This window comes from Streptomyces zhaozhouensis (assembly GCF_900230195.1).
GTDB lineage: Bacteria > Actinomycetota > Actinomycetes > Streptomycetales > Streptomycetaceae > Streptomyces > Streptomyces zhaozhouensis.
In genome coordinates this window covers 1-14,458 of sequence record NZ_OCNE01000004.1, presented here as the reverse complement: position 1 = coordinate 14,458, position 14,458 = coordinate 1, and the positions used below count along the sequence as shown (strand labels likewise).

At 73.8% G+C, this 14,458-nt stretch carries 12 protein-coding genes; 10 read left to right on the top strand and 2 right to left on the bottom strand.

Annotated features, from left to right (window positions below):
• The first annotated feature begins 44 nt into the window (after positions 1 to 44).
• The 5 genes from CRP51_RS08035 (at position 45) to CRP51_RS08015 (ending at position 4,653) form a co-directional block, all read left to right on the top strand.
• Positions 45 to 881 carry an AraC family transcriptional regulator gene (locus CRP51_RS08035; protein WP_097230352.1) on the top strand — a complete coding sequence of 279 codons (837 nt, stop codon included), beginning with the start codon at positions 45 to 47 and terminating at the stop codon, positions 879 to 881.
• Between the two features lie 59 nt (positions 882 to 940).
• On the top strand, positions 941 to 1,873 hold the full coding sequence (locus CRP51_RS08030) for an ABC transporter ATP-binding protein (RefSeq protein ID WP_097230351.1): 933 nt from the start codon (positions 941 to 943) through the stop codon (positions 1,871 to 1,873).
• A 38-nt stretch (positions 1,874 to 1,911) separates the two neighbouring features.
• A complete protein-coding gene (locus tag CRP51_RS08025; protein ID WP_097230350.1) occupies positions 1,912 to 2,679 on the top strand; it encodes an ABC transporter permease in 768 nt (255 codons plus the stop codon).
• Between the two features lie 62 nt (positions 2,680 to 2,741).
• Positions 2,742 to 3,989, top strand: a complete 1,248-nt coding sequence (locus CRP51_RS08020; RefSeq protein ID WP_097230349.1) for a sensor histidine kinase — start codon at positions 2,742 to 2,744, stop codon at positions 3,987 to 3,989.
• Positions 3,979 to 4,653 carry a response regulator gene (locus tag CRP51_RS08015; RefSeq protein WP_097230348.1) on the top strand — a complete coding sequence of 225 codons (675 nt, stop codon included), beginning with the start codon at positions 3,979 to 3,981 and terminating at the stop codon, positions 4,651 to 4,653. The genes CRP51_RS08020 and CRP51_RS08015 overlap by 11 nt, the downstream gene beginning before the upstream one ends.
• A gap of 21 nt (positions 4,654 to 4,674) precedes the next feature.
• Here CRP51_RS08015 and CRP51_RS08010 read toward each other — a convergent pair whose 3' ends face one another.
• Positions 4,675 to 5,400, bottom strand: a complete 726-nt coding sequence (locus tag CRP51_RS08010) for a TetR/AcrR family transcriptional regulator (protein ID WP_097230347.1) — start codon at positions 5,398 to 5,400, stop codon at positions 4,675 to 4,677.
• Positions 5,401 to 5,701: 301 nt separating this feature from the next.
• On the opposite strand from CRP51_RS08010, the gene CRP51_RS08005 reads away from it, so the two are divergent.
• A complete protein-coding gene (locus CRP51_RS08005; RefSeq protein ID WP_097230346.1) occupies positions 5,702 to 7,951 on the top strand; it encodes an MMPL family transporter in 2,250 nt (749 codons plus the stop codon).
• 137 nt (positions 7,952 to 8,088) lie between these two features.
• Here the strand turns inward: CRP51_RS08005 and CRP51_RS08000 are convergent, their stop codons facing one another.
• Positions 8,089 to 9,015 carry an alpha/beta fold hydrolase gene (locus tag CRP51_RS08000; RefSeq protein ID WP_097230345.1) on the bottom strand — a complete coding sequence of 309 codons (927 nt, stop codon included), beginning with the start codon at positions 9,013 to 9,015 and terminating at the stop codon, positions 8,089 to 8,091.
• A gap of 679 nt (positions 9,016 to 9,694) precedes the next feature.
• Between CRP51_RS08000 and CRP51_RS07995 the strand changes: the two genes are divergently transcribed.
• From CRP51_RS07995 to CRP51_RS07980, 4 genes are all read left to right on the top strand, one after another.
• The gene (locus CRP51_RS07995; RefSeq protein WP_097230344.1) at positions 9,695 to 10,354 is read left to right on the top strand and encodes a response regulator transcription factor; all 660 of its coding nucleotides are present in this window, start codon (positions 9,695 to 9,697) and stop codon (positions 10,352 to 10,354) included.
• A gap of 216 nt (positions 10,355 to 10,570) precedes the next feature.
• Positions 10,571 to 11,866 carry a sensor histidine kinase gene (locus CRP51_RS07990; protein WP_097230343.1) on the top strand — a complete coding sequence of 432 codons (1,296 nt, stop codon included), beginning with the start codon at positions 10,571 to 10,573 and terminating at the stop codon, positions 11,864 to 11,866.
• 68 nt (positions 11,867 to 11,934) lie between these two features.
• Positions 11,935 to 13,683, top strand: coding sequence for an alpha/beta fold hydrolase (locus tag CRP51_RS07985; RefSeq protein WP_141514566.1), 1,749 nt, complete (start codon positions 11,935 to 11,937; stop codon positions 13,681 to 13,683).
• A gap of 359 nt (positions 13,684 to 14,042) precedes the next feature.
• On the top strand, positions 14,043 to 14,458 hold a 416-nt coding region (locus CRP51_RS07980; RefSeq protein ID WP_342749022.1), incomplete at its 3' end, for a putative T7SS-secreted protein.

Genomic DNA, 14,458 nt, shown 5'->3' with positions numbered 1-14,458 from the left:
CAGACTGCCGCCGCCGGTGCCGCGCGCTCTTGTACGTTCTTGGCATGGTGCCGGGAACGCGGGTCTCCGCGTGGCGGCCCGGGGTCCCCGGCGTCGTCGAGATCCTGCACGCGCGCTTCACCGAGCACGCCTACCCGATGCACGTCCACGACGCGTGGACGCTGCTGCTGGTCGACGACGGCGCGGTCCGCTACGACCTGGAACGCCGCGAGCACGGCACCCCGCGCGACACCGTCACGCTGCTCCCGCCCGGGGTACCGCACAACGGGGCGCCCGCCACCGCGCGGGGGTTCCGCAAGCGGGTGCTCTATCTGGACCTCAGCCGGCTCGACGAGCGGTTCATCGGACCGGCCGTGGACTCCCCCAACCTGGTCGACCCGCTGCTGCGACGCCGCGTCGGCCAACTGCACGCCGTCCTCGACCACCCCGGCGACGAGCTGGAGGCGGAGAGCCGGCTGGCGCTGGTCGGCGAACGGCTCCGCCACCATCTGCGCCCCCGCCCGCACGCGCCGCCCGCCGCGCCGCGGCCGCGCCTCGCCGACCGGCTGCGGCAGCTCCTCGACGAACGGCTGCTGACCGGCGTCGGTCTTGAGGAGGCGGCCGGGCTCGTGCACGCCCACCCCACCCATCTGGTGCGGGCGTTCACCACCGCGTTCGGCATCGCGCCGCACCAGTACCTGACGGCCCGCCGCGTCGACCGCGCCCGGCGTCTGCTGCTGGCCGGCCTGCCGGCCGCCGAGGTCGCGGCGGCCAGCGGCTTCTACGACCAGTCCCATCTGACCCGGCACTTCCGGCGCCACCTGGGCGTCACCCCGGGCCGCTACGCCCGCGCGGGCGGACGCGGGAACCGACGGGTGGAGGGGCATCAACCGATCGGTTGATGGCGGGCGGAGCCCGTCGGGGGATGTGGCGGGGCGGGGCGGTCCGCGAGGCTCGTCCCATGACCACCCACGGCATGGCGGGGGCCTCCGAGCCCGTCGTCGAAGTCAGCGAGCTGCGCAAGTCCTACGGCGGGCGGAACGTCGTCGACGGCGTCTCGTTCTCCGTCGACGAGGGCGAGATCTTCGGGATCCTCGGCCCGAACGGCGCGGGCAAGACCACCACCGTCGAGTGCCTGGAGGGCCTGCGTGTCCCGGACTCCGGCCGGGTGCGGGTCGCCGGGCTCGACCCGCGCGCCGACCACGACGCGGTGACCCGGGTGCTGGGCGCGCAGCTCCAGGAGAGCGAGCTCCAGCCGAAGCTCACCGTGCGGGAGGCGCTGGAACTCTACGCCTCGCTCTACCCGAGCCCGTTGGACTGGCGCCCGCTGGCCGAACGGCTCGGGCTGACCGGAAAGCTGACCACCAGGTTCAGCGGGCTTTCCGGGGGGCAGAAGCAGCGGCTGTTCATCGCGCTGGCGCTGGTCGGGGCGCCGAGGGTGGTGGTACTCGACGAGTTGACCACCGGTCTGGACCCGAGGGCGCGGCGGGACACCTGGGAGCTGATCGAGGACGTCCGCGCCGGCGGGGTCACGGTGCTGCTGGTCACCCACTTCATGGAGGAGGCCCAGCGGCTGTGCGACCGGATCGCGGTGATCGACGGCGGCCGGGTCACCGCCCTGGACACCCCCAGCGGGCTGGTCGCGCGGATGGCCAGGTCGACGGTGATCTCGTTCACCCCGTCCACGCCGCTGGACGACGAGGAGCTGTCGGCGCTGCCCGCGCTCGCCTCGGTCGAGCGGCGGGACGGCCGGATCACGCTGGGCGGCACGGACGAGACGGTCAACGCGGTGGTCTCGCTGCTGGCCAGGCGCCGGATCACCGCGCACCAGCTGCGGGTCACGGACGCCACGCTCGACGAGGCGTTCCTCGACCTGACCGCCGCGCGCGACTGACCACGGACCCCCTTCGACACCCCTCTGGGAGCTGCGAGATGACCACCGTCACGGCCTCGCCCACCGCCTCCGCCCGCGTCGCCGTGCTGCGGGCCGAGGCACGGCTCTTCCTGCGGGAGCCGGGCACCCTCTTCTGGGTGCTGGGCTTCCCTCCGCTGCTGCTGGCGATCCTCGGCCTGGTGCCGGCGTTCCGCGAGGCCGACGACGGGCTCGGCGGGCTGCGGCCGATCGACGTGTACGTCCCGGTGACCGTGCTGGTCGCGGTGATCGTGGTCGGCGCGCAGGCCATGCCGCCACTGCTGGCCGGCTACCGGGAGCGCGGCATTCTGCGGCGCATGTCGACCACGCCCATGCGGCCCTCGGCGCTGCTGGCCGCGCAGATGTGGCTGCACGGCGCCGCCGCGCTGGTCTCGGCGGCGCTCTCCCTCGCCGTCGGCCGGCTCTGCTACGACGTCGGGCTGCCGGACCACGCGCTCGGCTACGCGCTGACGCTGCTGCTGGCCGTCGCCGCCGCGCTGGCGCTGGGGGCGCTGCTCGGGGCGCGGGTGCGCACCGCGCGGGTGGCGACGGCGGTGGGCTCGGCCGTGTTCTTCCCGATGCTGTTCTCCACAGGGCTGTGGATGCCGGTGCGGTCGATGCCGGACGTGATGGCCGCGGTCGTGGAGCGCACCCCGTTCGGGGCGGCGGCCCGCGCGCTCGACCAGGCGCAGGCGGGCGGCTGGCCGGACGCGGCGCACCTGGCCGTGGTCGCCGGCTGGGCGGCTCTGCTGACGGTCGCGGCGGTACGCTGGTTCCGGTGGGAATAGGTACCCGCGGGAGCATCGGGTCCCCTCCGCGGGCGGGGACGCAGGCGGAGCCGCGGCCGCCGATGGCCGAAAAGGACCGGCGGCGGCACGAGTTCTTTCGCAAGTGGCAGCCGTGCGGGCTGCTGCTGTTCTCGCTGCCGCTGGCTCTCATCACCCTGGACCTGCTGACGCCGGACGCCGGGGAGCAGACCGCCGTCGCCGGGCTGGTCACGGGCGCCGTGCTGTTCCAGCTGTGGTGGGTGCGCGTGATGCCGGCCCACCCGGGTCCCGACGGCACGACCTTCGTCTACTACTCGGTCCGCTGGGCGCTGGGGGTGGCGCTGACCTGGCTCAACCCGTTCTTCGCCTTCTACTCCGCCAGCGGCTACTTCGACGCCGACGAGCTGCTGCCCCGCCGCTGGTGGCGGATCGGGCTGGTGGCGTGTTCGCTGCCGGTGGCGGCCTCGCAGGCCGGCGGGCCGCCGTTCCACTCGGCGACCCAGTGGGCGATCTTCGGCGGTCTCGTGGTGGCGAACAACGTGCTGCTCGCCGTCGTCAGCCACTTCGCGCTCCTGGAGGAGCGGCGGGCGCGGGCGCAGGCGGCGACGATCGCCGAGTTGGAACGCACCAACGCCGCCCTGGAGCGCGCCCTGGCGGAGAACGCGGCGCTCCACGACCAGCTGCTGGTCCAGGCGCGGGAGGCGGGCATCGCCGACGAGCGGCGGCGGCTGGCGGCCGAGATCCACGACACGATCGCGCAGGGGCTGACCGGGATCATCGCCCAGCTGCGGGTCGTCGCCGCCGGGCCCGACCCGGCCTCCGCCAGGGAACATCTGGAGCGCGCCGCCGACCTGGCACGCCACAGCCTGGGCGAGGCCCGCCGCTCGGTGCACAACCTGGCGCCGGTCGGGCTGGCCACGGACGGGCTGCCGCAGGCGTTGCGCAAGACGGTCGCCGAGTGGGGCGAACGCACGGGCGTGCGGGCCGAGTTCACCCTGACGGGCCGGGCGCGGCAGCCGCACGGCGAGGTGTCGGCGACGCTGCTGCGGATCGCGCAGGAGGCGCTGTCGAACGTGGCCAAGCACGCCTGCGCTGGCCGCGTCGGCGTGACGCTCAGCTTCATGGACGGCGAGGTCACGCTGGACGTGCGGGACGACGGCCGGGGCTTCGACGCGTCGGCGCTGCCGGGCCGCACCGGCACCTCCGGGTTCGGGCTCGACGGGATGCGGGCGCGCGCCGAGCGGATCGCGGGCACGTTGACCGTCGAGGCCGAGCCGGGAGGGGGCACGGCGGTGTCGGCTCGCGTACCGTTGGTGCGCGATGAGCGCTGACGGGGCCGAGCGGTCGGCCGAGGAGCCGGTGATCTCGCTGCTGCTGGTCGACGACCACCCGGTGGTGCGGGACGGACTGCGCGCGATGTTCGACTCCGCGCCGGGGTTCACCGTGGTCGCCGAGGCGGCCGACGGGGTGGAGGCGGTCGCGCGGGTCGCCGCGCACGACCCGGACGTGGTGCTGATGGACCTGCGGATGCCGGGCGGCGGGGGCGTGGACGCCATCACGGAGCTGACCCGGCGCGGGGCGCGCGCGAAGGTGCTGGTCCTGACGACCTGGGACACGGACACCGACACGCTGCCGGCGATCGAGGCCGGGGCGACCGGCTATCTGCTCAAGGACGCGCCGCGCGAGGAGCTGTTCACGGCGGTGCGCGCGGCGGCCGAGGGCCGCACGGTGCTCTCCCCCGCCGTCGCCTCCCGGCTGGTCTCGGCCGTCCGGACGCCGGCGGCCGGGCCGTTGACCGCGCGGGAGCGCGAGGTGCTGGCGCTGGTGGCGCGGGGCACGTCGAACCGGGAGATCGCCCGCGAGCTGTTCGTCAGCGAGGCCACGGTGAAGACCCATCTGACGCACGTCTACGCCAAGTTGGGCGTGAACGACCGCGCCGAGGCGGTGGCCAGGGCCTACGAGCGCGGCATCCTCGGCGGCTCCGGCCGTTCCTGAGGGGCCCTCGGGACCCGGCGGTCAGCCGCCCTCGCCCGCGATCCGCGCCCGCAGCGACTCGGTGAGGTCCAGCATCGCCATCCGGAATATCTCGCCCCGCTCGTCACCGACGAACGTGGTGTGCCCGAAGACCTCGAGCACCACCAGGCCGTGCATCTGGCCCCACGCGCTCAGCATCAGCGCGGTCGCCGGCGCCGGCAGCTCGCCCAGCGCGTCGAGGCGGGCGAGGAACGCGTCGGAGAGCGGCCCGATCCGGGCCGAGGCCAACTGCTCGGTGGTGTAGCCGCCGAACATCAACCCGAAGAAGATCGCGCTCATCCGCTGGAGCGCCTGGGTCGTGGGGCCGTCGACCGGCGCCGCGTAGTGGCGCAGCGGGGTGCCGTAGATCAGCTGGAAGCGCTCCGGATGGGCCACCGCCCAGCGGCGGTACGCCTCGCCCGCCACCACCAGGCCCGGCAGCGGCGGCTCCTCGGCGGGCGGCGCCTCGACGGCGGCGCGCACGGCGTCGGCGAGGTCGTCGTAGGTCCTGGTGATGAGCGCGGTGACGAGCGCGTCGCGGCTGGGGAAGTAGTGGTACAGCGCCTGCACCGTCATGCCGAGGTCGCGGGCGACCGCGCGCAGCGAGAGCGCCGCCGGGCCGTGCTCGGTGATGTGGCGCTCGGCGGCCTCGACGATCTCCCGGGTGGCGGCGGCCCTGCGCCGCTCCCGCAGGGAGGGCCGCGGCCGCGCCTGCTGCTTGGCGGACATGCGGCGACCCTACGACGGCGGCCGCGCCGGGACACCCCCGCCCCCCACCTCCGTCAGAAAATTCTCACACTGCCAAATCTTCCGGCACCCCACTAACGTCAAGCCCCGGCGACGAGGGGCGCGTTCCACCTCCCCCTCCCGTTCCTCTTCCACCTCCGCACGGCTTCCGAGCCGGGCCACCGAACGGGGCGAGCGGCCCGCGCGGCGATCCGCGCTGGCCACTCACGGTCAACTCCTCCCACTTCGCCCGCTTTTCACCCATCGCAAGGACGCAAGTTCAAGGACACGAAGGAGTCCGTCCGTGTTTGACCGCATAGCCGAACTGGCGATTCGCCGGGCCCGGCTGGTACTGATCGTCGCCACCGTGGCGACGGTCCTCCTGGGGGCCGTCGGCATGGGCGCGTTCGGGAAGTTGGTGGGGGGCGGCTTCGACGACCCGTCCTCCGAGTCGTCCCGGGCCAACGAGGTCATCGAGGAGAAGTTCGGCGGCGAGACCAACCTGGTGCTGCTGGTCGACGCCCCCGAGGGCGGCGTGGACACCCCGGAGGCCGAACGCGGCGGCCGGGCGCTGACCGCCGCGCTGGCCGACGAGCGGAACGTCGCCAACGTCGTCTCCTACTGGGGCACCGAGAGCCCCGCGCTGCGCTCGGCCGACGGCGACCAGGCCCTGGTCCTGGCCCATGTCGAGGGCGAGAACAAGGAGTTGGAGGAGAACGTCCAGGCCGTCGTCGACGCCCACACCGGCGAGCTGGACGGCGGACTCACCGTCCGCGCCGGCGGCGGCGCCGCCGTGGGCAACGAGATGAACGGGCAGGTCACCGACGACCTGCTGCTCGCCGAGGGCATCGCCATCCCGTTGACGCTCCTGCTGCTGCTCGTCGTCTTCGGCAGCGTGGTCGCGGCGCTGCTGCCGCTGGCCATCGGCGTGCTCGCCATCCTCGGCACGTTCGCCCAGCTGTACCTGCTCGGCACCGTCACCGACGTCTCGATCCTCGCCACCAACCTCACCACCGCGCTCGGCCTCGGACTCGGCATCGACTACGCGCTGCTGATGGTCAGCCGCTTCCGCGAGCGACTGGCCGCCGGCGCCTCCGTCGAGGGGGCCGTCCGCCACACGGTGCGCACCGCGGGCCGCACGGTCGCGTTCTCGGCGGCCACGGTCGCCGCCGCGCTCGGCGCGCTGATGGTCTTCCCGCAGTACTTCCTGCGCTCCTTCGGCTACGCCGGTGTCGGCGTCGTCGCCATCGCGGCGCTGGCCACCCTCTTCGTGCTGCCCGCGCTGCTGAGGGTGCTGGGCCACCGGATCAACGGGGGCCGGATGCCGTGGGTCGGACGCGGGCGCGGCGGGGGTCGCGAGTCCGGGTGGGGCCGGACGGCCCGCGCCGTGATGCGCCGCCCGGCGCTCACCGCGCTGCCGGTGCTCGCGGTGCTGCTCGTCGCGGCGAGCCCGCTGCTCGGCATCACCTTCGGCACCGCCGACGAGCGGGTGCTGCCGGAGAACGCCGAGAGCCGCCGGGTCTCGGCCGCGCTCCAGGAGAACTTCGAGGGCAACGACGACAGCGCCCTGCGGATCGTCGTCGACGCCCCGGTGGACGCGCCCGCGCTGGACTCCTACGCCACCGAACTCGCCGGTCTCGACGGCGTGGTGCGCGTCGAGACCAGCGCCGGCACCTACGCCGACGGCGCCCCCGCGGGCCCCGGCAACCCCGGCCTCGGCCGCGACGACGCGCAGCGGATCAACGTGGTCAGCGTGCTGACCCCCAAGTCGGACGAGGCCCAGGACCTGGTCCACGACGTCCGCGAGGTGGCCTCCCCCACGACGGCCGAGCCGCTGGTGGGCGGGACGGACGCCGCGCTGGTCGACTCCAACGCCACGATCGGCTCCTGGGTTCCGCTGGCCGCGACGCTGGTGGTGCTCACGACGTTCGCGCTGCTCTTCCTCTTCACCGGCAGCGTGGTGCAGCCGGTCCGCGCCCTGCTGCTGAACCTGGTGAGCATGGGCGCCGCGCTCGGCGTGGTGACCTGGATGTACCAGGAGGGCAACCTGGACTCGGTGTTCGGCTTCACCGCGCAGCCGATGGACACCTCGATGGTGGTGCTCGTCTTCTGCATCGCCTTCGGCCTGTCGATGGACTACGAGGTCTTCGTCACCAGCCGCATCAAGGAGCTGCACGACCAGGGCGCGGACAACGAGACCGCCGTCGCGGGCGGCCTCGGCCACACCGGGCGGATCGTCAGCGCGGCGGCCGTGGTGCTCGCGGTGAGCTTCTTCGCCTTCGGGACGTCGCAGATCAGCTTCATGCAGATGTTCGGCATCGCCACCGGGCTCGCGATCCTCATCGACGCGGTCGCCATCCGGGGCGTGCTGGTGCCGGCCGCGATGCGGGTGCTGGGGCGTAACGCCTGGTGGGCGCCGGGTCCGCTGCGCCGGTTCCACGACAGGTTCGGCCTGAGCGAGGGCGGCGGGGACGAGGAGCCGGTGCCCGCGCTGATCGGCACGGACGAGCGGCCGGCGGCCGTCGCACGCGCGAAGGACCCGAGCGGCGTGTGAGGTCCGGACCCTCCGCACGACGACACGACCGCCGGGCGCCCACGGAGGGGGTGGGCGCCCGGCGGTCGGCGTCGTCCCGGCGGCGCGCGGTCGGCCGACGGCGCCGTCCGGCCGGCGCCCGGTCAGCCGGCGGCGGGTCAGCCGGCGGCGCGGGCGACGACGTCCGAGATCGCCTCGACGGCGGCCTCGGGCGCGTCGGTGTGGATGTAGTGGCCGGCGTTCTCGACCACGGTCCGCTCGCTGTCGCTTGAGAGGCTCAGCCACTCCTCCTGCGCGGCGGTCCAGTCCTCCTCCAGGCCCTCGCCGTACTCGGGGTCCAGCTCCGCGAGGTACTGGACGCCGTGCTGGAGCACCCGCACCGGGATGTCGCCGGCGGGCACGACGTCGCCGTCGGCGAAGACCAGCTGCTCCGGGTTCTGCCCCTCGAAGACCGCGAGCTGGGCGGCGCGCAGTTCGGCCGCGGGGCCCTCGACGTCCTCGGGGATGCGCTCGGCGAAGTCGGCAGCCGCGTTGGGCCCGGTGGCGTCCAGCAGGACGACGCCCGCGACTTGCTCGTTCTCCGGCGCGTAGCGGGCGGCGATCAGCCCGCCCATGGAGTGCCCGGCCAGCACGACCGGCTTGCCCGAGGCGACCTCCTCGATCACGCCGCCGAGGATGGTGCCGGTGTCCTCGAAGTCCTGCGGGCCGAGCGGCGCGTCGCTGCCGCCGGCGCCGAGCCTGTCGTAGGAGCAGACCTGCCCGTCGGCGCTCAACGTCTCCTGGAGGTCGGCCATGTTGGTCAGGTCCTCGCCGCCGCCGTGCAGCAGGAAGACGACCGGCTGGCCCTCGGCCGACTCGCCGGCGCAGTGGATGTTGACGTCGACGGTCTGCCCGTCGAGCTCGATCTGCTCGACGCCCGCGCCCCCGGGCGTGCCCGCCTCGTCGGTCTCCTCGTCCGACGCCGCGCTGTCCGAGGACTCCGACGACTCGGCGGGCTCCGCCTCGTCGTCACAGCCCACGAGGCCCACGCCCGCCAGGGTGCAGCACAGCGCGGCGGCGGCGGTCGTACCGATTCTGCGTATCACGGTTCCTCCGAGAGATGGGGCGGCGCGTGCGTCCCGAACGCGGGGCCGCGGGAGCCGACTTCGCACAACGGAAGCGCGGACCGCCCGGTTCGCCGCTGCTCGCGGTCGCCTGGTCCTGACAACGGCTCACAGACTAGGGCGGCCGGCGAGGGCCCTCCGAGGGCCGTGGCCCCCCTCCCTCTCCGGACCTCCGGCCACTCAGCGAGGGGGGCCGGCTACACCCCGCACGGCGCCTCCGCCCACCCCCGGGCCTCGGGCGACCCCCAGGGCACCGCGCTGACCTGCGACGGGACGAGGGAGGGCGGCGCGGCTCCGGCGACTCGGCGCGGCGGGGGGCGCGCGGGGCGACGCGAACGGCGCACACATGGGACGCGAACCCGTACGACCCAGTACGTTCGCGTCGCGAACCTCCCGAGGAGCCCCGGGCGCCGATCCTCCACGGAATCTCCAGGAAACTTTACTCGCCGGTCGCGGACGGGAGGGCTCTGGCGGAACATCGGGGGGAACGGTGCCCTTCGGGGCACGGTGCCGAGGAGCCGTCGGCGCGGACAAACGGGGCGCGCGCAGGGGCTTTTGACGTGGTTTCGACTTCCACGGCCCCCTTTACATTCTCGGAACATGGCGCGTGGTTGGGTGCTTGCGGGGCGTGGTGGAGCGGTGCCGAGCGAGGAGTCCAGTCATGCGTGTACTGATCGTCGAGGACGAGCCGTACCTCGCCGACGCGATCCGGGCCGGGCTGCGCCGGGCGACGATCGCCGCCGACGTGGTCCACGACGGCGAGGCCGCGCTGGAGGCCATCGCGGACGGCGACTACGAGGTGGTGCTCCTCGACCGGGACCTGCCCGGGGTGCACGGCGACGAGGTGTGCCGGCGGATCGCCGCCGAGCATCCCCGGCTGCGGGTGCTGATGCTGACGGCGGCGGGGTCGCTCTGGGACCGCGTCTCCGGCTTCGAGATCGGCGCCGATGACTATCTGCCGAAGCCCTTCGAGCTGCCAGAGCTGGTCGCGCGGCTGCGCGCGCTGGAGCGCCGCGCCCAGCCGGCGCGTCCGCCGGTGCTGGAGTCGCTGGGCGTGCGGCTCGACCCGTTCCGGCGTGAGGTGGCGCGCGGCGGGCGCGAGGTGCGGCTGAGTCCCAAGGAGTTCGCGGTGCTCCAGGTCCTGATGAAGGCCGAGGGCGGGGTGCTGAGCGCGGAGGCGATCCTGGAGCAGGCGTGGGACTCCAACGCCAACCTCTTCACCAACTCCCCCCGCGTCACCATCTCCACGCTGCGCAAACGCCTTGGCAAGCCCTGGGTGATCCAGACCGTTCCGGGCGCGGGCTATCGCTTCGGACGCTGAGGCCTGACGAGGCGGCGAAGCGCGGCGAAGCGCGGCGAAGCGCGGCGAAGCGATGAGGGACGGTGACGCGGTGAGGGACGGTGACGCGCGGCGAGGCGATGAGGGACGGTGACGCGGTGAGGGACGGTGACGCGCGGCGAGGCGATGAGGGGCGGTGACGCGTTGCGGGAGCGAGGCGTGGCGAACGTGAGGCGTGGCGGACGTGAGGAGGCCGGGATGACGCCCCAGGAGCTGACGGAGCGGTCGGAGCAGTCGGAGCGGTCGGCCGCGCGAGGGGAGTGGGCGGCGGAGTGGCACACCCCCTCGCGGCCGGCGCTCCCCGACGGACCCGCCGCCAGGCCCCCTCGGCTCCCCGGAGAGTGGCTGCGGCCGCCGTTCCGGTCGGGGCTGCCGATCCGGGCGCGGCTGGCCCTGAGCTACGCGGGCATGGTCACCGGCTCGGTGGCCGTCTTCATCCTGATCGTCTATCTCTTCATGCGGTACGTCCCGGCGTTCCAGCTCACCGAGGCGTTCGGCGGGGCCACCCCGTTCGAGCGGGTGGACCCGGGCGCCGGCGGGGCCGTCGAGATCCGGAGCGCGGACGACTTCCTCGACACCTTCCTGCTGGTCTCGGGGATCGCGCTGGCGGCGCTCGCCCTGCTCGGCGCCGCCGTCGGATGGATAGTCGCCGGCCGGATCATCAAGCCGCTGGCCGCGATCAACCTCGCGGCCACCCGCGCCGCCACGGGGAATCTGGACCACCGCGTGGGCCTGGAGGGTCCCAGGGACGAGGTCAGCGACCTCGCCGACACCTTCGACCGGATGCTCGCCTCCCTGGAGCGTTCCTTCGCCTCGCACCGGCGCTTCGCGGCCAACGCCTCGCACGAACTGCGGACCCCGCTGGCCACGACGCAGACGATGATCGACGTGGCGCTGGACGACCCGGAGACGGACGCCGCGGAGTTCCGCGCGCTCGCCGGGCGCGTCCGCGAAATGAACCGCGCCAACATCGAGACGGTCAACGCGCTGCTCGACCTCTGCGACGCGGAGGGCGGCGTCCGGGTCCGCGAGCCGGTGGAGCTGTCGGCGCTGGCCCGTTCCGTGATCGAACGGCACCGCGCCGAGGCCGAGGCCGCCGGCGTCGAGCTGCGCCGTGCCGAGGGAAGGTCGGTCTGGGCCCTTGGCGACCCGGTGCTGATACGCCAGGCCCTGTCGAACCTGGTGCGCAACGCGCTCCGTCACAACCACCGCGGTGGCCACGCCGAGGTGCGGCCGTCGACCGAGCACGGCGCGGCGCGGCTGACCGTGGTCAACACGGGCCCGGTGGTGGCGCCCGAGCGGGTCCCCTCGCTGGTCGAGCCGTTCGTGCGCGGGGACGGCCGGGTCAAGCGGCGGGGCGCGGGCCACGGACTCGGGCTCGCCCTGGTGACGGCCGTCGCCACCGCGCACGACGGCACGCTGCGGCTCGGCGCGCCGCGCGAGGGCGGACTCGCCGTGCGGTTGGATCTGCCGCTCGCGGACCCCCCTTTCTGAACGTTCTCGCAACGTCCCGCTCCCTAGCGTTGCTCCCGTCTTGTTGGACGACGACGGGAGCACCGGTGGTGCGTGGGAGAAGAGCGGTTCGGCGCGGCGGAGGAGTCGCGCTCGCCTTCGGGATGACGGCGCTGGTCGCGGTGGCGGTCGGAGCACCGGCCCACGGCGCGGAGGACGGCGAGTTGGCGGAGTTCTACGGCCAGGAGCTCGACTGGGCCCCGTGCCCGGAGTGGGAGCAGCCACCGCCGTCGGAGCAGCCGGAGGACGGCATCATCGTCGATCCGTGGCAGGGCCAGTGGAAGTACATGGAGTGCTCCACGGTGCTCGTCCCGTTGAACTACGAGGCGCCCGAGGAGGGTTCGCTCCGCATCGAGGTCAGCCGGATCAAGGCGAAGGACGGGAAGCGCCGGCAGGGCGTCCTGATGTTCAACCCGGGCGGCCCCGGCGGGGGCGGTCTGGCGATGCCGCTCGGGGCACGCGACTACGAGGTCGCGGAGAGCTTCGACCTGATCGGCTTCGACCCGCGCGGCGTCGGCCGCTCCAGCCAGCTCATGTGCGAGACGGTGGAGGAGCGGCGGCCGGACACCACGCGGCCCACCGACGAGCAGTTCGCGGAGTACACGGCGTACGCGCAGGCGCGTGAGGAGGCGTGCGAGCGCGCGGGCGGCGGCATCCGCCCCCACATCAACACGGCCAACACCGCGCGCGACATGGACGTGATCCGCGCCGCGCTCGGCGAGGAGAAGATCAACTACCTGGGCTACTCCTACGGCACCTATCTGGGCGCGGTCTACGGCAGCCTCTTCCCCGAGGGGCTGAACCGCAGCGTGCTGGACTCCTCGATCCACCCGGACTGGCTGTGGCGGGAGCAGGCGCTCCAGCAGTCCGTCGGCGTCCGGGCCAACGTGGAGGCGTGGGCCGAGTGGGTCGGCGAGCGCGACGACACCTTCGGGCTGGGCGCCTCCCAGGAGGAGGTGCTGGCGACCACGGAGGCGCTGGCCGCCGAGCTGGCCGAGAGCCCGGTGGTGATCGACCGTGAGCGGCCGGAGGACTGGCCGACCTACTGGCCGAGGGAGTTCGACCGGGACGCGCTCGACACCTTCCTCGCCCTGGGCACCCAGCCCCGCACGGTGTGGGACGTGGTCGCCGAGGTCATGGTCGAGCTGCGCGCGGCCTCGGCCGAGGACGTCCCCCTGTCGCACGACGCGGGCGCCGCGGCGGCGAACATCCTGACCGAGCAGGGCATCCCGCGGGTCGACTCCGGGGTGTACGACACGGTCACCTGCGAGGCCGACTGGCCGACCGACCTGGCCACCTACCACGAGGACATGCGGGAGTACCGCGAGCGGTACCCGTACTACGACATGAACGGCAGCGGAGTGGTCGGGGCCGCGCCGACCACCTGCACCTTCCGGAGCTTCGACCCGCCGGAGCCGCTGGTGGAGCTGGAGCGCGACGGCTACCCGACGGGGCTGGTGATCCAGGCCGACGGCGACCCGGCGACGCAGTACGAGGGCGGCCCGGCGATGGCCGACACCCTGGACAACCAGCTGATATCCGTCCGCGACAGCGGCACCCACGGGCTCTTCGGGCTGAACGAGTGCGTGACGGAGAAGGTCACCGACTACCTGGTCAACGGCGTGCTGCCGCCCTCCCGTTCGGAGTGCGACGCCGCGCCGCGCCCGGACGTCCCGGCGGACGACGCCCCGCCCGCCGAGCGCGGGGCCGAAGGCGCCGAGGAGCGGGGGTCCCTGGAGGACCGCGCCCGGGATGCCCTCGCCGACCGCTCCCTCTGGGGGACCCCGGCCCGCTCCTGACGGCCGGTTCCTCACCGGACGCGGAGCCGCCCGCCCGTGGGGGGCGGGCGGCTTCGCCCCCGCCTTACCGTTTTCGAGGCCGTCCTGACGGCTTCTCAGCCCACTGGGTCCTCCTCCGGCGCCGGAGGAAGCAGTGCGGCCAGCCCGAACGGTACAAGCGCATCACCCCACTCACCGGCAAACGCGCCTTCGACTGCGGTCGGAAGACCGGCGGTTGTCCGACGCGGCGTCCCCGATGTACCCCTTTGCCACATCTGGGCACGGCGTCACCCCAGGTGTCGACCGGTGACGCATTGCTCACCCTTCTCTCGTCGGCTAGTGTTTTTGTCTACTTTGGGGAGCGCGACCGTGGGGGGATCATGGCGCGACCGTCTGACTGGTCACCCGTGGAAATGGACCGGGACCCGACGCCGGGTGATCCGGACAGCGTCCGGGAACTGGCCGACGAATTGGAGGAGTTCGCCGACGATGTCGGCGAGGCGCTTGGCAAGATCCGGGGCATGGCGGGCGAGCGCGCCATGCTGGAGTGGGCGGGGTTGTCGGCGGAGGCGTTCCGCCGTGAGTTCGACGGTGTTCCGGACAACCTGACGAAGCTGGAGGATTCGTATTCCCTCTGCTCGCAGGCGCTGCACACCTACTGGCCGAAGTTGCAGACCGCGCAGGGCATGGCCGACCGGGCCTTGGACCGCGCGATCACCGCGCAAGCGGATCTGGCCTCCGCGCAGTCCGCGCTCGGCGACGCCACCGACTGGGTGGGCCGCGCCGGCGACGAGGC

Excerpts from the sequence above, each read along its gene's own strand:
- CRP51_RS08035 (WP_097230352.1), top strand. The coding sequence starts at position 45 with ATGGTGCCGGGAACGCGGGTCTCCGCGTGGCGGCCCGGGGTCCCCGGC.
- CRP51_RS08030 (WP_097230351.1), top strand. The coding sequence starts at position 941 with ATGACCACCCACGGCATGGCGGGGGCCTCCGAGCCCGTCGTCGAAGTC.
- CRP51_RS08025 (WP_097230350.1), top strand. The coding sequence starts at position 1,912 with ATGACCACCGTCACGGCCTCGCCCACCGCCTCCGCCCGCGTCGCCGTG.
- CRP51_RS08020 (WP_097230349.1), top strand. The coding sequence starts at position 2,742 with ATGGCCGAAAAGGACCGGCGGCGGCACGAGTTCTTTCGCAAGTGGCAG.
- CRP51_RS08015 (WP_097230348.1), top strand. The coding sequence starts at position 3,979 with ATGAGCGCTGACGGGGCCGAGCGGTCGGCCGAGGAGCCGGTGATCTCG.
- CRP51_RS08010 (WP_097230347.1), bottom strand. The coding sequence starts at position 5,400 with ATGTCCGCCAAGCAGCAGGCGCGGCCGCGGCCCTCCCTGCGGGAGCGG.
- CRP51_RS07995 (WP_097230344.1), top strand. The coding sequence starts at position 9,695 with ATGCGTGTACTGATCGTCGAGGACGAGCCGTACCTCGCCGACGCGATC.
- CRP51_RS07990 (WP_097230343.1), top strand. The coding sequence starts at position 10,571 with ATGACGCCCCAGGAGCTGACGGAGCGGTCGGAGCAGTCGGAGCGGTCG.